The organism is Streptomyces sp. NPDC057474, assembly GCF_042802555.1.
In the GTDB taxonomy this organism is placed as follows: domain Bacteria; phylum Actinomycetota; class Actinomycetes; order Streptomycetales; family Streptomycetaceae; genus Streptomyces.
Genome location: NZ_JBHVDX010000072.1, coordinates 1 through 21,550, shown reverse-complemented (window position 1 = coordinate 21,550; position 21,550 = coordinate 1). Strand labels below are relative to the sequence as shown.

Genomic DNA, 21,550 nt, shown 5'->3' with positions numbered 1-21,550 from the left:
CACCCGGGCCGCCAGCCCATCACACCCCTTCCTGCGGAGCGACCGCTTTTCCGCGTACGTCGACTGCGGTGAGTGCCAAGGCCAGCAGCCCCGGTACGAGGAACACGAGCGGCAGCAGCATCCAGGCGCTCGACGCGGCCGTCGCCACGGCCAGAACGACCAGTCCGCTGCCGCCCGGATCGCGCACCGCGTCCCGGGCCGCTCCCCGCACCGCAGCCGGCCAGTCGTCGACCGACTCGGGGCGTCCGCAGGCGCGCAGGCCGACCACGGCGGCGCCGGTGCCGATGGCGGCGGCGAGGAGGGCGAAGGCCCGGCCGCCGGGGAGGCCGGCACCGGCGAGGGCCAGATCGGCGAGGACGAGGGCCAGGCCGGTGAGGGCCACGAGCCCCGCAACCACATCGCCGGGCCGCAGTCGCCGCCGTAGGGCCACGAGGAACCGGCCGGCCGTGGCCGGGCGGTCCTCCCGTACGCCCCGCAGGACCGCGCAGGCGGTGGAGAGGGCGGCGGGCAGTGTCACCAGCGGCAGGCTCACCACCGCCACGGCGATCCCCACGCTCAGCACATCCGCGAACAGCGTCATACGGGGACCGAAGATCTCGCCCACTTCCCGTTCCCTGCTCGTGCCCATCATGCTCACCCCTTATCCCTTGATCCCGGAGTTGGCCATGCCCTCCACAAGGAACCGCTGGAAGGCGAGGAAGAACAGCACGATCGGGAGGAGGGCGATCACCGACATGGCGAACATCGGGCCGAAGGCCGAGGTGCTCGACGCGTCCACGAAGGACCTGAGCGCCAGGGTCAGGGTGAACTTCTCGGGCGAGAAGAGATAGATCAACTGGGTGAAGAAGTCGTTCCAGGTCCAGATGAAGGTGAAGATCGCGGTGGTGATCAGGGCGGGACGGGTCAGCGGAAGAATCACCGAGAAGAAACTCCGGAACGGTCCACATCCGTCGATTCGTGCCGCTTCCTCCAATTCCCTGGGCAGTCCGCGCATGAACTGCACGATGAGGAATACGAAAAAGGCTTCCGTGGCGAGGAATTTCGGCAGGATCAGCGGCCAGTAGGTGTTCACCATGCCGAGCTGGTTGAAGATGATGTATTGCGGGATCAGCACGGCGTGATGCGGCAGCATGATCGTCGCGATCATGAAGGCGAAGAGCGGTCCACGGAAGCGGAATCGCAGGCGGGCGAAGGCGTACGCGGCCAGGGAGCAGGACAGGACGTTACCGACGACCGCGCCGCCGGCGATCAGCAGGGAGTTGCCGAGCAGCCGGCCGACGGACACGTCGTTGACGCCGTCGAGCGCCGTCTCGTAGTTGGACCATTCCAAACGGCTCGGCAGCAGATCGAGGCTGGCGATGACCTCGTTGGCCGGCTTCAGGGAGGTCGCGAGGAGCCAGGCCAGCGGATACAGCATGACGAGGAGCGCGGCCAGACAGCCGACGTGCAGGGCCACGCGTCGCCAGGCAACCGGCTTGCGTACGACGGGCGTTGAGGGCGTGGTGGTGGTCGTCATCGGTCCCCCTCGGAGGCGTAGAAGACCCAGGAGCGGGAGGTGCGGAACAGGATCGCGGTGACCGCGCCGATGGCGAGCAGCAGGACCCAGGCCATGGCGGAGGCGTAGCCCATGTGGGAGGCGACGAAGCCTCGGTCGTAGAGGTAGAGGGTGTAGAAGAGGGTGGAGTCGGCGGGTCCGCCCTTGCCGGCGCTGATGGCGAAGGCCGGGGTGAAGACCTGGAAGGCCTGGATGGTCTGCAGGACCAGGTTGAAGAAGATCACGGGCGACAGCATCGGCACCGTGATCGACAGGAACCGGCGCCAGGCGCCCGCGCCGTCCACCTCGGCCGCCTCGTACAACTCCCCCGGGATCTGCTGGAGTCCGGCGAGGAAGATGACCATCGGGGCGCCGAACTGCCACACCGTGAGCAGGGCCACCGCGAGCAGCGCCCAGCCGGGCCGGTTGACCCAGCCGCCGGTGCCGAGGAGGTTGTCGACGGTGCCGCCGTCGTTGAAGATCGCCCGCCAGACCAGGGCGATGGACATGGAGGCGCCGAGGAGGGAGGGGGCGTAGAAGGCGGAGCGGTAGAAGCCCCGCCCGCGTTTCATGTTCTTCAGGGCCAGGGCCACCAGCAGGGCGAGGGCCAGTTGGAGCGGTACAGCGATGACGACGTACATCAGGGTCGTCATCACCGAGCGCCAGTAGCGCGGGTCCTCGGTGAACATCTGGGTGTAGTTGCGCAGGCCCACCCAGTTGGGGGCGTTGAACAGGTCGTAGTCGGTGAAGGAGAGGTAGAGCGAGACGGCCATCGGCAGGAGGGTCAGAAGGCAGGCCCCGAGCACCCAGGGGGACAGGAACACCCAGGCCGCGCCCTCGCGTCGGCGTCGCCGGGCGGAACGGCCGGGCGGGGTGACTCCCGTCCCTCGTGCGCTGGTCGGCAGTTGCGTGCTGGTCATGACCTCAGCTCCGCCTTCGCCTCGGTGATGTAGTTCTCGGCGGCCTCGCGCGGGGACATCCGCTCGTAGGAGACCTGGTCGTAGTCGCGCTGGAAGGTGGTCTGCAGGGCGCTGTCGCCCGAAGGAGGCGCCTGGGGCGGGGGGTTGAGCTTTCCTTCGACCGTGGCCTGGTAGTCGTAGATGGTCTTGTCGAAGTCCTTGAGGTCGGCCGCGATGTCCGCGCGGATCGACTCGTTGACGGGGATGCCCCGGGTGGCGCCGAGGATCTTCGCGGCTTCGTCGTCGTTGAGCATGAAGTCGACGAGCCGGGCGGACTCCTCGGGGTGGCCGGAGTCGGCGGCCACGCCCATGAACATGGAGGGCTTGAAGTACTGGCCGGGGGTGCCGTCCTCGGCCGCCGGCGTGGGGGCGAGAGAGATCCCGGTGGGCACGAGGGCGAGGTAACCACTGGCGGGAGCGTCCCAGTTGACGTCCGAGGCGGCCTTGCCCCGGCCGAGCGGGGTGTTCTCGACCGTGCCGTCGAGCTGCGTGGTCTGTTCGGCGGGCGAGACGGCGCCCTCGCGGCGCAGCTCGTCGGTGAAGGTCCACCAGCGAGTCAAGTCGGCGGCGTCGAAGCCGAGTTGCTTGTCTTCGGTGTACAGGCCCTTGCCCTGCCCGCGCAGCCAGATCTCGAAGGCGTCCTCGCTCTGGCCGGGATCGGTGCCGCCGGGCTCCCCCGTCTTTTCCGCCACCTTCCGCATGGCGTCGGCCCAGTCGCTCCACGTCCAGCCCACGCGGGGCGGTTCGAGGCCGGCGGCCCGCCACTTCTCGGTGTCGTACACCATGGTCTCGGTGCCGCGCCCCTGCGGCACGGCGTACTGCTTGCCGTCCACCTTGCCGGTGGCGAGGAGTCCCGGCTCGAACTCGGCCGTGTCCAGGGCCGGTTGCTGCTCGGCGAGGTCAAGGAGAACGCCCCCGGACGCGTACTGGTCGATCATCCGGTAGTCGAGCTGCATCACGTCGGGCGCGTCGCCACCGGCGGCCTGGGTGGCGAGCTTCTGCTTGTAGGCCTCGTAACCGGCGAAGGAGGTCTGTACGTCGATCCCGGGGTTCCGCTTCTCGAAGAGGTCGACGGCCGCCTGGGTTCTGGCCGCCCGGTCCGGGTTGCCCCACCAGGTGTAACGCAGGACGACATCGCCGCCGACACTGCCCGACCCGTCCGGTCCGGAGCAGCCGGTGAGCAGCGCGCAGAGCGCCAGCGCGGTGGCCGCCGCACGGGGTTTCCAGGACTTCCTCGTCCTGATTCGGGGCATGAGTGGGTCACCTCTTTCACTAGAAAGCGCTTCCACCCCCTGTATGACCCTAGGGAAGGTCCGGATGTCAGAACAAGACCCCTGCACCACCTCCATGCGACACCGCCGTGCCGCCGTGGTGGGGCTCGGTGCCCGTGCGCGGATGTTCACCGAGGCGCTGACGGGACCCTTCGCGGAGCGGATCGACCTGGTGGGCTTCTGCGACCCGAACGCGCACCGCATGGCCGTCCACAACGCCTGGATCGCGGCCGACCACCCGGGCCGCGCGCCCGTGCCGGCGTACGCGGCCGACGACTTCGAGGAGATGCTGCGGCGCGAGCGGGTCGATCTGGTCGTGGTGTGCGGTGTGGACCGGTCCCATGACCACTACATCGTGCGCGCGCTGGAGGCGGGCTGCGATGTCGTCACCGAGAAGCCGATGACCACCGACGCCGAGCGCGCCCGCCGCATCATGGAGGCCCGGCGGCGGACGGGCCGTGAGGTGCGTGTCTCCTTCAACTACCGCTACAACCCGGTGCATTCGGCCGTACGGGAGCTGATCGCGAGCGGCGAGATCGGTGAGGTCGGCTCGGTGCACTTCGAGTGGCTGCTCGATCTGCGGCACGGCGCCGACTACTTCCGCCGCTGGCACCGCAACAAGGCGAACTCCGGCGGCCTGCTTGTCCACAAGTCGACCCACCACTTCGACCTGGTCAACTGGTGGCTCGGCACGCACCCCGACACCGTCTTCGCCCAGGGCGGCCTCTTCTTCTACGGCGACGAGGCGGGCCGCCGCCGAGGCCTCGCCCGGGACTACACCCGCGCCCACGGCTCCCCGGCGGCCGGGATCGACCCCTTCGCCCTGCACCTCGAAGACTCCCCCGTCCTCACATCGCTCTATCTGGACGCCGAACGGGAGGACGGCTACCACCGCGACCGGAACGTCTTCGGCCCCGGCGTGACCATCGAGGACGACATGGCGGTCCTCGTCCGCTACGCCTCCGGCGCCACCCTGACCTACCACCTGACGGCCTACTCCCCCTGGGAGGGCTATCGCATCGCCTTCAACGGCAGCGAGGGGCGCGTCGAGCTGCTGGTGGAGGAGTCCACCTGGACCCGCCCCCACGTCCGCACGACCGGCGCGAGCCCGGTCATGCACGGCGCGGAAGCCGGCGACGAGGCCGGCCGGACCGAGCTGCTGGTACGCCGCTTCTGGGAGCGGCCGCGCGAGGTGAAGGTGACGACGGGCGAGGGCGGGCACGGCGGAGGCGATGTGCGGATGCTGGCCGACCTGTTCGGTGAGCGCGTCCCGGACGAGTTGGGGCGGGCCGCCGATGCGGTGGATGGGGCACGGTCGCTGGTGACGGGGCTGGCGGCGAACCGGTCGCTGGAGACAGGAGTGCCGGTGGCGGCGCGGGAGTTGCTGGACGTGTGAGTCCGCACCGCCCAGCGTCGGGGGGGTGTCTCAGGAGGTCACCAGACCAGTTCGAGGCGCTCCGGGGAGCGGTGGATCAACGTCGGGCGCATGGTGATCCGTTGACCTTCCGCGAGGCGTAGGCCGGGCAAACGGCTGGTCAACTGTTCCAGTGTGACGCGCAGTTGCTCGCGGGCGAGTTGGGAGCCGGGGCAGGTGTGGGTGCCGAAGCCGAAGGAGAGGTGGCGGCTGCCGATGGGGCGGGTGATGTCGAAGTCGTCGGGGCGCGAGTGACGGGAGCCGTCGCGGTTGGCGCTGCCGAAGGCAAGGAACACCGGGGCCCCGGCGGGAAGTTCGGTGTCGGCGATCGTGACCGGACGGGTGGTGACGCGGCGGAAGCCCTGCAAGGCGGTGTCGTAGCGCGCGGCTTCCTCGATGGCGGCCGGGATGCGCTCCGGTTCGGCGCAGAGCAGCTCCCACTGCCGGCGGTCGCGCAGGAGGTGGAGGAGGGTGGTCCCGATGAGGGCCGTCGTGGTCAGGTGTCCGGCGATGAGCAGATTCTGCAAGTGGCCGACTATCTGGTGGCGTTGATCGAGCGTCAGCTCGTCGGCGTCCGGTCCGGCGACGGACATGATGAGTTCGGTGCCCAGGTCCTCGCGTGGGTCGGCGTGCCTGGCGCGCACGAACGCGTCGAGGCGGTGGGCCGTGGCGACCACGTCCTCGGCCGCCGCGATCTGTTCGGCCTCCGCCATGGGCCGGAACAGCAACTGCTCGGCCCGGTGACCGCCGTGGACCAACGCCGGTACGTCGTCCGGGTCGAACCCGACGAGGCGCCCGATGACCTCCCCCGGCAACCGTCCCGCGTAGGCGGACATCAGCTCGACCCGGCCGCCCTCGCCGCCGTCCCCCTTGCCGTCCTCGCCGTCCGCCTCGCTCCTGCTGCTGTCGCCGCCCCCGCCCTCCTCGCCGTTCTTGATGAAGCCGTCGACCAGGGCGGCGGCCCGTTCGGCGGCGTACGGCAGGACGGCGGCGACCCTCGCGGGTGACAGCCCCCGCACGATGGGGGCGCGCAGCTCCTGGTGCAGGGTGCCGTCGGCGGTGACGACGACGGGGCGGCCGCCGAAGCCGCCGCCGAGCACGGCCAGCGCGGCGGGTGCCGGCATGACGTCCGGGCGCAGCGCGTTGGCCGAGGAGAAGTCCTCCGGGCGCCGCAGCACCTCCCGTACGTCGGCGTCCCGCGCCACCAGCCAGGAGTCCAGCTCGGGGGCGTACGTCAGCCCCTGCGCGGCCCTGGCCCGCGCGTAGTGCGGATACGGATCCCGCTGCAACTCGTCGAGTCTGTCGTGCAGTTCAGGGTCCACGGGAGCACCTTCCGGCCAGGGGCGGGCGTGCGGTCGCGCTCATGGTGCCGTACGGCCGGGCAGGGCGGTAGAGGCTCTGCGGCCGGACTGTCCCACGGTTCGGGGGAAGGGCGTCCGACGGGTCGAGGGAGGTTGGACCGGTCCCGTCAGAACACCACAGTCCAGTCCCCCGGCCGCCGTGGTTGCCGAGTTGGGCGCCGTCGGTGAGAAGGACGAGGAAGGTGGCGCCAGGGGCGAGGGGGCGCGGCAGGCCGGTGCCGCCGTGGCAGAGGCGGTCGACGATGCGCCGGCCGGTGAGGTCGACGGGGTCGGGGGAGGCATGACGCCTTCGGTCCTCAGCGGCATGTCGGACCACATCCCCCGTGCTCCCCCGTGGAACGGTCCGGGGCGCCCGCCCCATCCGCAATTGTTCACTTACGATCACCCCGTGGTTCTCTTCCTCCTCGAACGCCTCCCCCGGCTCCCCGCCGACCGCGCCTGGCAGCGCCTCACCGACTGGCCCCGGCACGCCGATGCCGTCCCGCTGACCCGCATCACCGTGCGCACGCCTCCCCCGACCGGCGAGGGCACGGTGTTCGTGGCCCGCAGCGGCATCGGGCCACTCGCCTTCGACGACCCGATGGAGGTCACGGTCTGGCAGCCGCCGGAGGGGGAAGTTCCCGGTAAGTGCCGTCTCGTCAAGCACGGCTGGTTCGTCACCGGGTGGGCCGAGATCGAGGTTCATCCCTACGGAGACGGCGCGTCCCGTGTGGTGTGGCGCGAGGACATCCGGGTGCGATGGCTGCCGGGCCTCTTCGACCGGCCGCTGGGCCTGCTGGCGCGGCGGATGTTCGGGCGGGCGATGGACGGGCTGCTCGCGGCCGTTGGCCCGACTTCGAACTGAGTCCCAACAGGCCTTCTGCCGACCGATGTTCAGAGGTCGTTGTCAAATTCCTCCGGCCGGTGTTCGAGGTCGTTGTCAGATTCCTCCGGCCGGTGTTCGAGGTCGTTGTCAGACCCCCCGGTTACTGTCCCGAACCATGACCACACATCACGTGCACGCCACCCGGGCGTCCTACGACACCGTCGCAGCCGACTACGAGAAGCTGCTGAGAGACGAGTTGGCGAACAGTCCGTTCGAGCGGGCCATGCTGGGGGTCTTCGCCGAGCGGGTGCTGGGCGCCGGGGGCGGACGCGTCGCGGATCTGGGGTGCGGCCCGGGGCGGGTCACCGGGCATCTGGCCTCGCTGGGACTCGACATCTGCGGGATCGATCTGTCGCCGGAGATGGTCGCCGTGGCCCGCTGGGCCCACCCTCGGCTGCGGTTCGACGTGGGCACGATGACCGCGCTCGACTTCGAGGACGGTTCCCTGGCGGGCGCCCTCGCCTGGTACTCCACCGTGCACACCCCGCCCACCGAACTCCCGCCGTTTTTCCGCGAGTTCTACCGGGTCCTGGCGCCCGGCGGCCTCTTCGCGATGGCCTACAAGGTCGGCGACGAGTCCGTACACCTGTCGCACGCGTACGGCCACGACCTGGACCTCGACGTCTATCGCTTCCCACCGGATCTGATCGCCGAGCTGCTGGCGGACGCCGGTTTCGTCGAGTCGGCGCGGCTGGTGCGGGAGGCCGACGGACCCGACACCACGGCGAACACTCCGCAGGCGTACGTGCTGGCGCGCAAGCCGGGGTGACCCGCCGGGAGTCCTGAGGACGGGTGCCGGGTCAGGACGCGCCCGGGTCCCCGTTCCGGGCGGCGGCCAGGCCGTCGCGGCGGTCGCGGTCGCCGTCGCCGGTGGTGCTGAGGAGGGTGTCGCAGATCTCGCGGAGCTTGTCGGTGGCCTGCTTGGAGAACAGTCCGCAGAGCCCGGCTATGCCGGAGAAGCCGTACGGGTTGGTCGCGCCGGCGCCGGAGCTCCCCGCGAACAGGCCGCCGCGCAGCAGGAGATAGACGAGGAGGGCGAGGGCCACACCGATGCCGGCGCGCAGGAGGTACCACCACAGCCAGCTCGCGTAGAGCCGCCGGTTGCCGACGTAGGTCGCGAAGGACGTGGCCGCGTGGACGAAGCTGCCGAGCGCGCTGCACACGACCACAGCGAGCAGCATCGCGGTGTCGGCGGTCAGCGCCCAGTCGCCGAGGCCGAAGGGCGACCAGCGTGCGGTGGCCGTGGGGTCCGCCCCGGGCTCGACCGTCGCCAGCACCGCCGGCCAGAGCGTCACGAGGGCTCCGCAGACGAAGACGACGTCGGCCAGGAGAAAGAGGCCCAGCAGGGTCGTCGACACCGTCGACAGCCGCCGCTTGTCTCGGGCGCCGGCGGCTCCGGACTCGGCCGAACCGTCGTCCGCGCCCGAACCACCGTTGTCCGCGCTCTCGTCCGGGCCCGCGCCGCCGTCGTCCACACCACCGGCCTCAGGCTGACCCGATCCGCCGTCGTCGACCCCCGAGCCGGAACCGTCGTCCGGACCCTCCTCCATGCCCGCGCCCGCACCCTCTGCGGTGGTCACCCTGGTCAACTGTCCGCCCCCGTTGTGCTGTTGCCGTATCGCAAACGGTCGGCCCTGCCGTCCCGGAGGTCAAGTCACAAGTCCGGTTCAGGAGACCCGAAGGCTCGGCAGCTCAATGACGCCGGGCGTGCCGTCGTGGTGGATCGGGGTGTGCGCGCCGGCCAGTGAGACCCCACTCCCGCCACGCCGGTCGGCGACGATCTCGGCGGCGATGGACAGGGCGGTCTCCTCCGGCGTGCGCGCCCCGAGGTCGAGTCCGATCGGGGACCTGAGCCGGGCCAACTCCAGCTCTGTGACGCCGACTTGACGGAGCCGTTCGTTGCGGTCGAGGTGGGTGCGGCGGGAGCCCATCGCGCCGACGTAGGCGACGGGGAGCCGCAGGGCGAGCCGGAGGAGCGGGACGTCGAACTTGGCGTCATGGGTGAGGACACAGAGCACCGTGCGGGCGTCCACCGACGTCCGCTCCAGGTACTTGTGGGGCCACTCGACGACGATCTCGTCGGCCTCCGGGAACCGCGTTCGGGTGGCGAAGACGGGGCGGGCGTCGCAGACGGTGACGTGATGGCCTAGGAACTTGCCGACGCGGACCAGTGCCGACGCGAAGTCGATCGCGCCGAAGACGATCATCCGGGGCAGCGGGACGGACGACTCGACAAGCACCGTGAGCGGTGCTCCGCAACGTGAGCCCTGCTCTCCGATCTCCAGGGTGCCCGTACGGCCGATGTCGAGGAGGGCGCGGGCCTCGGCGGCGACCGTACGGTCCAGTTCGGGGTGGGCGCCGTAGCCGCCGTCGTACGAGCCGTCCGGGCGGACCAACAGGGCGCGGCCCCGCAGGTTTGCCGGGCCGGAGACGATCCGGGCCATGGCCGCCGCCTCCCCGCTCGCGGCGGCGGAGAGGGCGGCGGCGACCACCGGGCGGACGGGGTCGCCCACCCGCACTGGCGTGACGAGGATGTCGATGATTCCGCCGCAGGTCAGGCCGACGGCGAAGGCGTCCTCGTCGCTGTAACCGAAGCGTTCGAGGACCGGCTCGCCGTCCGCCAACGACTGTTGGCACAGGTCGTAGACGGCACCCTCCACACAACCGCCGGAGACCGAGCCGATCGCCGTGCCGTCGGCGTCCACCGCGAGCGCGGCGCCCGGCCGGCGGGGCGCGCTGCCGCCGACGGCCACCACGGTGGCCACGGCGAAGTCACGCCCCTGCTCGACCCACCGGTGCAGTTCTTCGGCGATGTCCAGCATCTCGGTCTCCTTAACGAACTAACGAACTAACGGGCTGGCGGGCTGGCGGGCTGGCGGGCTGGCGGGCTGGCGAGCGGACTGACGAGCGGACTGACTGACCGGCCAACGCACGAGCAGACGAACAACATGAACGCGCCGGTCTCCCGCGCCCGGCCCTGGGCGAGCTTGATGGCGGCGTAGGAGACGACTCCGGCGGCGACGCCCGCGGTGATGGAGTACGTGAGCGGCATGATCACGACGGTCAGGAAGACCGGGATCGCGGTGGCGCGGTCGGACCAGTCGACGTGCCGGGTCATCATCATGGCGCCGATGACGACGAGGGCGGCGGCCGCGACCTCGCCGGGCACGATCGCCGTGAGCGTGGTGAAGAACAGACAGGCCGCGAAGAACAGGCCGGAGACGACGGAGGAGAGACCCGTACGAGCGCCCTCGCCGACGCCGGTCGCCGACTCGACGAACACCGTCCGGCCCGGGCCGTCGGCCACGCCGCCGATCGCGCCGCCCGCGCCGTCGGCCCCACACCCCTTGAAAGCCCCGGGCGCGACCCGGGCCGTCAAGGGGCGCAGGGCTGTGTTGGATCTGCGGCCACCGCCGGGTGGGCGCGAACAGCCCCCACCCACCCGCACACGCCTACGAACCGCACCGCCCGAGCTCATACGCGGCCGAACCGACTACGCCGTACCCGTCAGGTATTCCGGGCGTACCGGTGTCCTGTTCAGCTCCAGCCCTGTCGCGTTCCGAATCGCCGCGAGGACGGCCGGAGTCGACGACAGGGTCGGGGCCTCGCCGACGCCGCGCAGGCCGTACGGTGCGTGGTCGTCGGCGAGTTCGAGCACGTCGACGGGGATGGTCGGCGTGTCGAGGATCGTGGGGATCAGGTAGTCCGTGAAGGAGGGGTTGCGGACCTTCGCTGTCTTGGGGTCGACGATGATCTCCTCCATGACCGCGATGCCGAGTCCCTGGGTCGTGCCGCCCTGGATCTGGCCCACCACGGAGAGCGGGTTGAGGGCCTTGCCGACGTCCTGGGCGCAGGCCAGTTCGACGACCTTGACCATGCCCAGCTCGGTGTCGACCTCGACGACCGCCCGGTGCGCGGCGAAGGAGTACTGGACGTGGCCGAAGCCCTGCCCGGTCCGGAGGTCGAAGGGTTCGGTCGGCCGGTGCCGCCACTCGGCCTCGACCTCGACGGCCTCGTCACCGAGGACGTCCACCAGGTCGGCCAGGACCTCACCACCGTCGGTGACGACCTTGCCGCCCTCCAGCAGCAACTCGGCCGTGGCCCAAGCGGGGTGGTACGTACCGAACTTGCGGCGACCCATCTCCAGGACCTTCTCCCGGACCAGCTCGCAGCTGTTCTTGACCGCGCCGCCCGTGACGTACGTCTGGCGGGACGCGGAGGTCGAGCCGGCCGAACCCACCTGCGTGTCGGCCGGGTTGATGGTCACCTGGGTGACGCCCAGCTCGGTGCGGGCGATCTGCGCGTGGACGGTGATGCCGCCCTGGCCGACCTCCGCCATGGCCGTGTGGACGGTGGCGACGGGCTCGCCGCCCACAACCTCCATACGGACACGGGCGGTTGAGTAGTCGTCGAATCCCTCGGAGAAGCCGACGTTCTTGATGCCGACCGCATAGCCGATGCCTCGTACGACGCCCTCGCCGTGCGTGGTGTTGGACAGGCCGCCCGGCAGCTGTCGTACGTCCGCCGCCTCTCCCGCCGCGAGCCACTGCTGCTCGGGCGGCAGGGGCATCGCCTTGACGCGGCGCAGGAGTTCGGCGACCGGGGCCGGGGAGTCGACGGCCTGGCCTGTCGGCAGGAGGGTGCCCTGTTCCATGGCGTTGATCTGCCGGAGTTCCACCGGGTCCATGCCGAGCTTCGCCGCCAGCTTGTCCATCTGCGCCTCGTACGCGAAGCACGCCTGGACCGCTCCAAAGCCTCGCATCGCGCCGCAGGGCGGGTTGTTGGTGTAGAGCGCGATGGCCTCGATCTCCACGTCGTCGACGACGTACGGGCCCGCGCCGAGCGAGGCGGCGTTGCCGACGACGGCCGGGGAGGCGGAGGCGTAGGCGCCGCCGTCCAGGACGATGCGGGCCCTGAGGTGCGTGAGCCTGCCGTCGCGCGTCGCCCCGTGCTCGTAGTACAGCTTCGCGGGGTGGCGGTGGACGTGGCCGAAGAAGGACTCGAAGCGGTTGTAGACGATCTTCACGGGCTTGCCGGTGCGCAGCGCCAGCAGGCACGCGTGGATCTGCATCGACAGGTCCTCGCGACCGCCGAAGGCACCGCCGACGCCGGACAGCGTCATCCGGACCTTGTCCTCGGGCAGGCCGAGCACGGGCGCGATCTGACGCAGGTCGGAGTGGAGCCACTGGGTGGCGATGTAGAGGTCGACACCGCCGTCCTCGGCGGGCACGGCGAGCCCGGACTCCGGGCCGAGGAAGGCCTGGTCCTGCATACCGAAGACGTACTCGCCCTCGACGATCACATCGGCGCGCTCTCGGGCCGCCGCCACGTCACCGCGGATGATCGGCTGGCGATGGACGATGTTCGGATGCGAGACGTGCCCCATATGGTGGTCGTCGCGGCCCTCGTGGACAAGGATCGCGTCCGGCGCGGTCGCGGAGGCCTCGTCGGTGATGACCGGCAGTTCGCGGTACTCCACCTTGATCTTGGCGGCGGCGCGGCGCGCGGTCTCCGGGTGGTCGGCGGCGACGATCGCGACGGGCTCGCCGTGGTGGCGGACCTTGCCGTGGGCGAGGACCGGGGTGTCCTGGATCTCCAGGCCGTAGTGCTTCACCTCGGTCGGCAGGTCGTCGTACGTCATCACGGCGTAGACGCCGGGCGTGGCCAGGGCCTCGGCCGTGTCGACGGAGACGATCTCGGCGTGGGCGACCGTGGAGCGCAGGATCTGGCCCCAGAGCATGTCCTCGTGCCACATGTCGGACGAGTACGCGAACTCGCCGGTGACCTTGAGGGTGCCGTCCGGGCGGAGCGTGGACTCGCCGATGCCGCCCTTGGTGCGCGAACCCTGGGTGATGTTGGTGGGCAGGCCGGTGGTTCCCATGATCAGACCCCTTCGGACTGCCGGGCGGCCGCGAGGCGGACCGCGTCCATGATCTTCTCGTAGCCGGTGCAGCGGCACAGATTGCCCGACAGCGCCTCGCGGATGTCCGCGTCGCTGGGGTTGGGGGTCCGCTCCAGCATCTCGTCGGCGGCGACGAGCAGGCCCGGCGTGCAGAAGCCGCATTGCACGGCACCGGCGTCGATGAACGCCTGCTGGATCGGCGAGAGCGTCGCACGCGGGGATGAGCCGCCTCCCTCGCCGACCTGTGCGTCTGTCCCCTGCGCGGCCCACTGCTGGGCCGCGTCGAGCGAAGTCCCGCCCGCACCAGCCGTGCCGCACGCACCCGTCCCACAACCGCCGTGCTCCGCCCGCTGCTTGGCGTAGTCCGCCAGCCCCTCGACGGTGACGACCTCGCGGCCCTCCACCTGTCCGGCGGCGACCAGACACGAACACACCGGTACGCCGTCCAGCCGGACGGTGCAGGATCCGCACTCGCCCTGCTCACAGGCGTTCTTGGAACCCGGAAGACCCATCCGCTCCCTCAGCACGTACAGCAGGGACTCGCCCTCCCACACGTCGTCGGCTTCCTGCGGACGGCCGTTGACCGTGAAATTGACGCGCATCACGCGACTCCCTCCGTGCGGGCGGCGGTGCCGCGGTAGGACTCCCAGGTCCACATCAGTGTCCGGCGGGCCATGACGCCGACCGCGTGCCGGCGGTAGCTCGCGGTGCCGCGGACGTCGTCGATCGGGTTGCAGGCGCCGGCGCACAGGTCGGCGAACTGCTTCGCGACGGACGGGGTGATGATCTGGCCGTTGTCCCAGAAGCCGCCCTCGTCGAGCGCCGCGTTCAGGAACTCCTCGGCGGCCTTGGCCCGGACGGGGGTCGGCGCTGCCGAGCCGATGCCGGTCCGTACGGTGCGCGACGACGGGTGCAGGGCGAGCCCGAAGGCGCACACGGCGATGACCATGGCGTTCCGCGTGCCGACCTTCGAGTACTGCTGCGGGCCGTCCGCCTTGTCGATGTGCACCGCGCGGATCAGCTCGTCCGGCGCGAGGGCGTTGCGCTTCACTCCGGTGTAGAAGCCGTCGATGGGGATGAGCCGGGAGCCCCGAACGGACTCGGCCTCGACCTGCGCGCCCGCCGCGAGGAGGGCCGGGTGGGCGTCGCCGGCCGGAGAGGCGGTGCCGAGGTTGCCGCCGACGCCGCCGCGGTTGCGGATCTGCGGGGAGGCGACCGTGTGCGAGGCCAGGGCGAGGCCGGGCAGCTCGGTACGGAGGTTCTCCATGATCCGGGTGTACGGGACGGACGCACCCAGGCGAACCGTTTCCTCGCCGACCTCCCACTCGGAGAGTTCGCCGATGCGGTTCAGGTCGAGCAGATACTCGGGCCGACGGTGGTCGAAGTTGATCTCGACCATCACATCGGTGCCGCCGGCGATCGGCACAGCGGTGGGGTGCTCGGCCTTCGCGGCGAGCGCCTCCTCCCAGCTGGCGGGGCGAAGGAAGTCCATTGACCGGCTCTCTTCTTCGTCTTGTGTCGTTCTGTTTGAGCCAGATCGTGTGCGGCGGGCCCGGCTCGTTCATGTGCGGTTCAGGTGTCTCGAGCTTCAGTACACAGCGCCCTCCTCCACCCCGGTCAGTCACGGAAAACATGAAGGAGTTGGCTGGCCAGGGGGCGCATCTTGTAGATTCGTATGAACGGAGCCCATCAGCAACCTCTTCGTTTTTCACTGGAAACATCCAGCACACATCCGTGCCCCGAGGACTCGGATTCCGAAAGCCCCAGGCCACCGCCCCGGACCCGCCCCGGCCTCCACGACCACCCTCCTCCGGAAGCCACGGGCACGCTTCCCGGGCGAACCGAACGTTGTTTTCGAGACACCTGAACAACACGACACAAGAACGGCGGCGACGAGAATGCGCCTGCGCGCACTGCTGGACACCGACGCGCTGGGTCTGCGGCTGCTCGGCGGCGAGGACGAGCTGAACCGCACCGTGCGCGGTGTGATGACCACCGACCTCAGGGACCCCAGCCGCTACCTCTCCGGCGGCGAGCTGGTGCTCACGGGCCTCGCCTGGCGCCGTGACGCGGCCGACTCCGAGCCCTTCGTACGGCTCCTCGTCGGCGCCGGGGTCGCCGCGCTGGCGGCCGGCGAGGCCGAGCTGGGCGACATCCCGGAGGACCTCGTCGCGGCCTGCGCCCGGCACCGGCTGCCGGTGTTCGCGGTCAACGAGTCGGTGGCCTTCGCGGCGATCACCGAGCACGTCGTACGGCAGGTCTCCGGTGAGCGCGCCGGAGACCTGGCGGCCGTGGTGGACCGCCACCGCCGGATGATGACCTCCGGCCCGGCGGGCGGCGGCCCGGACGTCGTCCTGGACCTGCTCGGCTCCGACCTCGACCTCCGCGCCTGGGTCCTCTCGCCCGCCGGCCGGCTCGTCGCGGGCCCCAAAATCGCCGGACCCGCCCTGCCCGCCGAACTGTGCGCGCGACTGGCCGCCGAACACCTGGCGGCGACGCGCACGGGTCGGCGCGGACCGCACCGTGTGGCCGTCGGCACCACGACGTACTCGCTCTTCCCGATCAGCAGCGCGGGCCGCGGCACGGGCCCCGGCGGGGCGGCGGCCCGTGACATGCGCGGCACCGTGCTGTCCGACTGGCTCCTCGCGGTCGAGGCCGACGCCGGCGACTGGCCCGCCGAACGGCTCGACCTGCTGTACGGCGTCACCCAGCTGATCGCGATCGAGCGCGACCGGCGCGACGCGGCCCGTACGGTACGGCGCCGCCTCGCCCAGGAGGTTCTGGAGCTGGTGCAGGCGGGGGCGGCCCCGGCCGAGATCGCGGCACGGCTGCGGGTCGCCGCGCCGGTGCTGCTGCCCGGCCTCGGGGCGGCACCGCACTGGCAGGTGGTCGTGGCCCGGGTCGAGTGGGACGGCGGCGAGGTCGACAGCGGCCCCATCACCCAGGCGCTCCTGGAGGAGATCCTCGTCGATCCCGAGTCGACGGGCCCCGAGCCCTCGGACCGGATCGCCGTCGCCCACACGGGTGAGGAGGCCATCGCCCTCGTCCCCCTCCCGGCGGTCTCCTCGGAGCACGACGGCTCCGAGTCCGGCATCCACGCCGACACGCTCCTCGCGGCCGTACGGGACCCGCTGACCGCCGGCCTCGACGACGGGCGGCTCACCCTGGGTGTCAGCGCGGCCGTGCACTCGGCGGAGGGCCTGCGCGGCGCCCTGGAGGAGGCCCGGCACGCCCGCCGGGTGGCGGCGGCCCGCTCCGGCCGGGTGTGCGCGGCCGGCCACCAGGAGCTGGCCTCGCACGTGCTGCTCCTCCCCTTCGTCCCCGACGACGTACGCCGGGCCTTCACGGCCCGTCTCCTCGACCCCCTGCGCGACTACGACCGCCGGCACCGCGCCGAGCTGATCCCCACCCTGGAGGCGTTCCTGGAGTGTGACGGCTCGTGGACGCGCTGCGCGGCGCGGCTCCACCTGCACGTCAACACGCTGCGGTACCGGGTGGGCCGCATCGAGCAGTTGACGAGCCGGGACCTCTCCCGGCTGGAGGACAAGCTGGACTTCTTCCTGGCGCTGCGCATGAGTTGAGGCCATGGGGCGGTGCGGGCGGCGAAGGCCGCCCACACCCCATGACTTCGTCACCATCCGCCCTATGGGCGCGGGACCGATGACGCGGCCCCACACCGGGGAGACCCCGGTGACGCCAGTCCGGTCGACGCCGACTACAACCGTGTCCCCGGGTAACCGGTTCGTGCCTTCCAAGGGCGCACAGACTCGCCTCGGGAGCGTAGCGCAAGTGAAAAGTTTCACACACCCTCTTGGCCGCGCCCTGCGATCCATGTTGAGATGCGCCCACCACTCAAAGCTCAAAGGCGTGCTCGGGGAGGGCAACGTGGCGCATACCGCCATGTCTGGTAACGGAACGACCGCCGGTGACGATCCACTCCAGACCGCGGTATGGCGGCTGCGCTCACGCGCCTGCTGGGTGGATGCCGCCGCCCTGATCCAACCCGTCACTCCACAGGCCTCGCTCCAGCGGACCGCGCTGCTCGTGGAGCGCTGTCTCTACACCGAGCAGGGCTGGGAGGAAGCCGAGGACGCGCTGCGCACGGCCGAGGCGCAGGCCCGGACCGACGACGAGCGGGGTGCGGCGGCCTGTGAGCGCGGCCAACTGGCCTACGCGGCCACGCTGCTCGGCGTCCGGGACCGCTCCGACGAGGCGCGGGCCGCGCTCGGCCGGGCGGCGGCCCTGATCGCCCCGGGCGCACCCGGCCGGGCCCTGCTCGACTTCCGCCGGGGTGTCCTCGCCGAGAACCTCGCCCGCTCCCCGCAGGCCGCCCGCGCCGCGTATCGCCGGGCCCATGCCGGTGCCACCGCCCACGACGACCTGCTTCTGCAGTCCTTCACCTGGCGTCACCTCGCCGGACTGGCCCTGCGTGACGGCGAGTTGGCCGAGGCCCGCCACGGCTTCGCCGAATCCCTCCGCCTCCGCGAGGAGTTGGGCTACCTCGTCGGCACCGCCCCCGCGCTCGTCTCCCTCGCCGACACCGAATCCGAACCGGAGGCGTCCCGCCTGCGCGAGGAGGCCGGCCGTCTGTTCCGCCTCCTGGGAGGCGTACCGACGTGGTTGGCGAGGCAGTTGGCACCACCACCGGCTGCGACGGCATGACCGCCGGACAGGTGGTCGTCCGTCCGTGGGTGCGTGGGGGCCGGTCGCGCAGTTCCCTGCGCCCCTGAAAGACAACAGCCCTGCGGGCCGAAAAGCGAAGCGGGGCACAGCCCCTGCTCTGCTTCTCAGGGGCGCGGGGAACTGCGCGACCAGCCACAGCCGACCGGCGGTCGAAAACGCTCCGCACCCCCAACGGCGCCGAGTGGTCCCTTACCCCACCGTGCCGAAATGCTTCTCCACCAGACAGCAGGCCGCTTCCAGGTCCTGCGCCATGAACGCGTCCAACAACGCGATGTGCTCCGCCGCATCAGCCATCAACTCGACGCGGCCGCCGCTCCCCGTTCCACCCAAGTGGCCAACCACCAACGGCAGTTGCGTACGCCGGTGGAGATCGTCCGCGATCTGCAGCAGCTGTTCGTTCCCGGCCAGCCCCAGCACCCCCCGGTGAAAGGCCCGGTCCGCCTCCCCGTACGTCGCCCGGCACCCGGACGACGCGGCCCTGGCCGTCTCGTCGGCGAGCGGCCGCAACTCACCCCAGCGGTCCGCCGACAACGTGTGCGCGAGCCGCATGATCACCGGCACCTGGAGCAACGCCCGCACCTCCGCGAGCTCGGCCAGCTCCCGGGCACCCCGCCGTACGACCCGGAACCCCCGGTTGGGCACGACCTCGACCGCGCCCTCGATGGCCAGTTGCTGCATCGCCTCGCGCACGGGGGTCGCGGAGACCCCGAACTGCTCACCGAGCGCGGGCGCCGAGTACACCTCCCCCGGCGTCAGCTCCCCGCCCGCGAGCGCGGCCCGCAGCGCGTCGAGGATCTGTCCGCGCACGGAGGCCCGCTGAACGACCGGGCGCTCCTGCGTGCGCGGCAGCGGGATCGGCGTCTCGCTGTGCGTGTGCTCGCCCCGGGCCGCGTCGGCGACGGGGCCGGTGTCGCCGCGTACCGCGGCCGGGCGGCCGTCCGCCGCGATGCCCCGCTCCCGGTCGACGTCCGCGACTCCGGGCTGCGCGGGCACGCGATAGGCCGACGCCGGACGAGCGGCGGCGGCGTCCGGCGCACTCGCGGCGGCGGCCTGGCGCGAGCGCGGTCCGGCCTGCTCCACGGGTTCTCCTCCGAGCCGAGTCGTGTGTCGGGTAGGTCGAGTAGCGCGGCCGACTGGGTACATGGGGGCGCTTAGGTCACTACTGGGGTTGTTACCGGTCGTAAAGCACCATAGGCGCACATGCCCTCAGTTCAAACCTCGACCACCTCGGGTAAGGTAAGCCTTACTTGGCAGCGATGGTGAAACGGCGGTCTCCGTATGGCCCACTCAGCACCGGCACCGGCCCCCACGTCGCGCACGTCGCCCGTGACGGCCGCGTACGCCCGCCTGACCGAGGTCCTGCCGATGATGAGCGTGACAGAACTCTCCCCCATGGATCCGTTGCCCGACGGCGAGGGGTGGGTCTCCGCCGCCGGGCTCGCGGCGGCCGGAGGCGAGCTGAACGCGTTCCTCGCATGGGACGAGGCCCAGATACTGCGGGACTACGGCCGCGAGGGCCGCCCGGACGTGGTGGCGGCCTTCGGGCTGCACCGGTACTCCTGGTACGCCTGTCTCCTCTTCACCGTCCCCTGGTTCCTGGAGCGCCGGGTGCCGCGGTTCCCCGCCGAGCATGTGGCGTTCCAGCGCGAGCAGAGCCGGCTGGCGGTGCGTGGCGAAACGTTCAGCTGCCTGCCGGGCGATCCGGCGGCCGCCGAGCCGGGCGCCCGGGTGGTCCCGGACGAGAAGGCACTGCGGGCCGAGGTGCGGGCGGCGTTCGCCGAGCACATAGAACCGGTCCTCGGCGGCTTCGGCCCGCGGATGCGGCGGCGTGGGCGCGCGCTGTGGGGCATGGCGACCGACGAGATCGTCGAGGGGATCTGGTACATCGCCGAACTCCTGGGCGCCGACGAGCAGGAGCGCTGCCGCCGCGAGCTGGAGCTGCTGCTGCCGGGCGCGACCCGCCCGTACGTGGGCACCGCGGGCTTCCGTGAACTGACCGGCCCCGGCGGCGAGTCGCTGCCCACCCGCGACCGGGCGAGCTGCTGCATGTTCTACACGCTGGCCCCGGACGACACCTGTGCCACCTGCCCGCGCACCTGCGAGGCGGACCGGATCACCAAACTGACGGCCGCCGCCACCACCTGACGGCCCCTCGCGACCACCGGGACGCTCCCCACCGGGCGAGCTCCCGGCGATCGCCCGCGGCATGTGGCGTAAGATCGAATCCGGGTGGGACCCTCGTTGGGTTACAGGTGGTTCACAAATTCCTCACTTGTCGCAGGAACTTTCCGTGGAACCACTCGAACGGGTAACCTCACTCGCACTCTACTCCCGTCCCTCGCGCGGTAGTTCGAGCAGAATGCCGCCTGGCGTCACTCATTGCACTTCTTTGGCGGTCTCTTGTCCCGAAACCCCCTGAGGGCCGCGAGGATTGGGCCACCATGGCGGGCGTTACGCCCTATCCCAATGCAAGGGACCCCTGATGAGATTGACCGACATATCGCTGAACTGGCTGCTTCCGGGCGCCGTACTGCTCCTGGGCATGCTGGCGGCGGTTGCGGTGCTCGCGCGCGGCAAGCGCTCCGGGGAGCACGCGAAGACCGAGGATTCCTGGGAACGCAGTGAGGAGCGCCGCAGGCGCAAGGAGGCCCTCTACGCCACGGCCTCCTACATCCTCCTCTTCTGCTGTGCCGCGGTCGCCGCCGCACTCTCCTTCCGCGGCCTGGTCGGCTTCGGCGAGCAGAACCTGGGCCTCTCCAACGGGTGGCAGTACCTGGTTCCGTTCGGCCTGGACGGCGCCGCCATGTTCTGCTCGGTACTCGCCGTGCGCGAGGCCAGCCACGGTGACGCGGCCCTCGGCTCGCGGATACTCGTCTGGACGTTCGCCGGTGCGGCGGCCTGGTTCAACTGGGTGCACGCACCCAGGGGCCTCGGCCATGACGGTGCCCCGCAGTTCTTCGCAGGCATGTCCATGTCCGCCGCGGTGCTCTTCGACCGCGCGCTCAAGCAGACCCGCCGGGCCGCACTGCGCGAGCAGGGCCTGGTACCGCGCCCGTTGCCGCAGATCCGTATCGTCCGCTGGCTGCGGGCCCCGCGTGAGACGTACAAGGCCTGGTCGCTGATGCTGCTGGAGGGTGTGCGCAGCCTGGACGAGGCCGTGGACGAGGTGCGCGAGGACAAGCGGATCAAGGAAGAGAACCGGACGCGCAAGCGCGAGCAGGAGCGTCTGGAGCGCGCCCACCTCAAGGCCATCAGCCGGGGCCACCGGGGCCTGCCCGGCGGTGGCGGCGGTGGCGGTGGTGGCGGACGCCAGGTCGACACCACCGTGGAGCGCGTGCCGGCGGCCCAGGTGGCCTCGGACTCCGCCATATCGACGCCGGAACAACTGCCCGTGCGTTCGCGTCCCTCCCTGCAGCCCGTGCGCAACGGTTCCGACAAGTACACCGTCGACCTCACCGCGGAGGACGACACCATGGCCCTGCCGCGGCTCGACTCCCTGGAGCGCAAGCTCAAGGACCTGGAGCAGCAGTTCGGCTGATCACGAGCCACACATCGGACAGG

Annotated in this window: 18 protein-coding genes and 1 pseudogene; 7 read left to right on the top strand and 12 right to left on the bottom strand. The window is 71.1% G+C overall.

Translation table 11 applies throughout. The annotated features are described in order from the left end of the window. Positions 1-19: 19 nt before the first annotated feature. Genes ACFU53_RS21330 through ACFU53_RS21315 form a run of 4 tightly spaced genes read right to left on the bottom strand, consistent with a single transcriptional unit; the run spans position 20 to position 3,746 of the window. Complete coding sequence (locus tag ACFU53_RS21330) at positions 20-628, bottom strand: hypothetical protein (protein ID WP_383994566.1); 609 nt, start codon at positions 626-628, stop codon at positions 20-22. Between the two features lie 12 nt (positions 629-640). Then, complete coding sequence (locus tag ACFU53_RS21325; RefSeq protein ID WP_383994519.1) at positions 641-1,516, bottom strand: carbohydrate ABC transporter permease; 876 nt, start codon at positions 1,514-1,516, stop codon at positions 641-643. Then, positions 1,513-2,454 (bottom strand): carbohydrate ABC transporter permease, encoded by a 942-nt coding sequence (locus ACFU53_RS21320; RefSeq protein ID WP_383994516.1) that lies wholly within the window; start codon positions 2,452-2,454, stop codon positions 1,513-1,515. Before ACFU53_RS21320 ends, ACFU53_RS21325 begins: the two co-directional genes overlap by 4 nt. After that, on the bottom strand, positions 2,451-3,746 hold the full coding sequence (locus ACFU53_RS21315) for an ABC transporter substrate-binding protein (RefSeq protein ID WP_383994513.1): 1,296 nt from the start codon (positions 3,744-3,746) through the stop codon (positions 2,451-2,453). The genes ACFU53_RS21320 and ACFU53_RS21315 overlap by 4 nt, the downstream gene beginning before the upstream one ends. A 64-nt stretch (positions 3,747-3,810) precedes the next feature. Here ACFU53_RS21315 and ACFU53_RS21310 point away from each other — a divergent pair, with 64 nt between their 5' ends. Further along, entirely contained in the window at positions 3,811-5,160 is a 1,350-nt protein-coding gene (locus ACFU53_RS21310; protein ID WP_383994510.1) for a Gfo/Idh/MocA family protein, read from the top strand. A gap of 38 nt (positions 5,161-5,198) precedes the next feature. Here ACFU53_RS21310 and ACFU53_RS21305 read toward each other — a convergent pair whose 3' ends face one another. Continuing rightward, complete coding sequence (locus tag ACFU53_RS21305) at positions 5,199-6,500, bottom strand: cytochrome P450 (protein ID WP_383994507.1); 1,302 nt, start codon at positions 6,498-6,500, stop codon at positions 5,199-5,201. A 427-nt stretch (positions 6,501-6,927) separates the two neighbouring features. Between ACFU53_RS21305 and ACFU53_RS21300 the strand changes: the two genes are divergently transcribed. Next, positions 6,928-7,383: an SRPBCC family protein gene (locus tag ACFU53_RS21300; RefSeq protein ID WP_383994504.1), complete on the top strand. Its 456-nt coding sequence runs from the start codon at positions 6,928-6,930 to the stop codon at positions 7,381-7,383. 136 nt (positions 7,384-7,519) lie between these two features. Next, a complete protein-coding gene (locus ACFU53_RS21295) occupies positions 7,520-8,173 on the top strand; it encodes a class I SAM-dependent DNA methyltransferase (protein WP_383994501.1) in 654 nt (217 codons plus the stop codon). 31 nt (positions 8,174-8,204) lie between these two features. On the opposite strand, the gene ACFU53_RS21290 is transcribed toward ACFU53_RS21295, so the two are convergent. The 6 genes and pseudogenes from ACFU53_RS21290 to ACFU53_RS21265 all read right to left on the bottom strand — a co-directional run bounded on the left by ACFU53_RS21290 (position 8,205) and on the right by ACFU53_RS21265 (position 14,798). After that, positions 8,205-8,984 (bottom strand): hypothetical protein, encoded by a 780-nt coding sequence (locus ACFU53_RS21290; RefSeq protein ID WP_383994498.1) that lies wholly within the window; start codon positions 8,982-8,984, stop codon positions 8,205-8,207. Between the two features lie 87 nt (positions 8,985-9,071). Continuing rightward, positions 9,072-10,226, bottom strand: coding sequence for an XdhC family protein (locus ACFU53_RS21285; RefSeq protein ID WP_383994495.1), 1,155 nt, complete (start codon positions 10,224-10,226; stop codon positions 9,072-9,074). Positions 10,227-10,252: 26 nt separating this feature from the next. Continuing rightward, positions 10,253-10,765: pseudogene (locus tag ACFU53_RS21280) on the bottom strand (NCS2 family permease); the annotation flags it as partial. Between the two features lie 132 nt (positions 10,766-10,897). Continuing rightward, the gene (locus tag ACFU53_RS21275) at positions 10,898-13,285 is read right to left on the bottom strand and encodes a xanthine dehydrogenase family protein molybdopterin-binding subunit (RefSeq protein WP_383994492.1); all 2,388 of its coding nucleotides are present in this window, start codon (positions 13,283-13,285) and stop codon (positions 10,898-10,900) included. A 2-nt stretch (positions 13,286-13,287) separates the two neighbouring features. After that, positions 13,288-13,908, bottom strand: coding sequence for a (2Fe-2S)-binding protein (locus tag ACFU53_RS21270; protein WP_383994490.1), 621 nt, complete (start codon positions 13,906-13,908; stop codon positions 13,288-13,290). Continuing rightward, entirely contained in the window at positions 13,908-14,798 is an 891-nt protein-coding gene (locus tag ACFU53_RS21265; RefSeq protein WP_383994487.1) for an FAD binding domain-containing protein, read from the bottom strand. Before ACFU53_RS21265 ends, ACFU53_RS21270 begins: the two co-directional genes overlap by 1 nt. A 406-nt stretch (positions 14,799-15,204) precedes the next feature. Between ACFU53_RS21265 and ACFU53_RS21260 the strand changes: the two genes are divergently transcribed. Both ACFU53_RS21260 and ACFU53_RS21255 read left to right on the top strand, forming a co-directional pair. Then, positions 15,205-16,887 (top strand): PucR family transcriptional regulator, encoded by a 1,683-nt coding sequence (locus ACFU53_RS21260; protein ID WP_383994484.1) that lies wholly within the window; start codon positions 15,205-15,207, stop codon positions 16,885-16,887. A gap of 304 nt (positions 16,888-17,191) precedes the next feature. Continuing rightward, on the top strand, positions 17,192-17,968 hold the full coding sequence (locus ACFU53_RS21255) for a hypothetical protein (protein ID WP_383994482.1): 777 nt from the start codon (positions 17,192-17,194) through the stop codon (positions 17,966-17,968). 210 nt (positions 17,969-18,178) lie between these two features. On the opposite strand, the gene ACFU53_RS21250 is transcribed toward ACFU53_RS21255, so the two are convergent. Beyond that, complete coding sequence (locus ACFU53_RS21250) at positions 18,179-19,069, bottom strand: GntR family transcriptional regulator (RefSeq protein ID WP_383994479.1); 891 nt, start codon at positions 19,067-19,069, stop codon at positions 18,179-18,181. A 198-nt stretch (positions 19,070-19,267) separates the two neighbouring features. Between ACFU53_RS21250 and ACFU53_RS21245 the strand changes: the two genes are divergently transcribed. After that, on the top strand, positions 19,268-20,134 hold the full coding sequence (locus ACFU53_RS21245; RefSeq protein ID WP_383994476.1) for a (2Fe-2S)-binding protein: 867 nt from the start codon (positions 19,268-19,270) through the stop codon (positions 20,132-20,134). Between the two features lie 337 nt (positions 20,135-20,471). Beyond that, positions 20,472-21,527, top strand: coding sequence for a DUF2637 domain-containing protein (locus ACFU53_RS21240; protein WP_383994473.1), 1,056 nt, complete (start codon positions 20,472-20,474; stop codon positions 21,525-21,527). The last annotated feature ends 23 nt before the right edge of the window (positions 21,528-21,550 follow it).

Bases quoted from the DNA above. Each gene is read 5' to 3' on its own strand.
- ACFU53_RS21275 (WP_383994492.1), bottom strand. From the start codon at position 13,285: ATGGGAACCACCGGCCTGCCCACCAACATCACCCAGGGTTCGCGCACC.
- ACFU53_RS21320 (WP_383994516.1), bottom strand. From the start codon at position 2,454: ATGACCAGCACGCAACTGCCGACCAGCGCACGAGGGACGGGAGTCACC.
- ACFU53_RS21265 (WP_383994487.1), bottom strand. From the start codon at position 14,798: ATGGACTTCCTTCGCCCCGCCAGCTGGGAGGAGGCGCTCGCCGCGAAG.
- ACFU53_RS21240 (WP_383994473.1), top strand. From the start codon at position 20,472: ATGAGATTGACCGACATATCGCTGAACTGGCTGCTTCCGGGCGCCGTA.
- ACFU53_RS21285 (WP_383994495.1), bottom strand. From the start codon at position 10,226: ATGCTGGACATCGCCGAAGAACTGCACCGGTGGGTCGAGCAGGGGCGT.
- ACFU53_RS21315 (WP_383994513.1), bottom strand. From the start codon at position 3,746: ATGCCCCGAATCAGGACGAGGAAGTCCTGGAAACCCCGTGCGGCGGCC.
- ACFU53_RS21260 (WP_383994484.1), top strand. From the start codon at position 15,205: ATGCGCCTGCGCGCACTGCTGGACACCGACGCGCTGGGTCTGCGGCTG.
- ACFU53_RS21245 (WP_383994476.1), top strand. From the start codon at position 19,268: ATGGCCCACTCAGCACCGGCACCGGCCCCCACGTCGCGCACGTCGCCC.
- ACFU53_RS21325 (WP_383994519.1), bottom strand. From the start codon at position 1,516: ATGACGACCACCACCACGCCCTCAACGCCCGTCGTACGCAAGCCGGTT.
- ACFU53_RS21330 (WP_383994566.1), bottom strand. From the start codon at position 628: ATGGGCACGAGCAGGGAACGGGAAGTGGGCGAGATCTTCGGTCCCCGT.
- ACFU53_RS21295 (WP_383994501.1), top strand. From the start codon at position 7,520: ATGACCACACATCACGTGCACGCCACCCGGGCGTCCTACGACACCGTC.
- ACFU53_RS21270 (WP_383994490.1), bottom strand. From the start codon at position 13,908: ATGCGCGTCAATTTCACGGTCAACGGCCGTCCGCAGGAAGCCGACGAC.
- ACFU53_RS21310 (WP_383994510.1), top strand. From the start codon at position 3,811: ATGTCAGAACAAGACCCCTGCACCACCTCCATGCGACACCGCCGTGCC.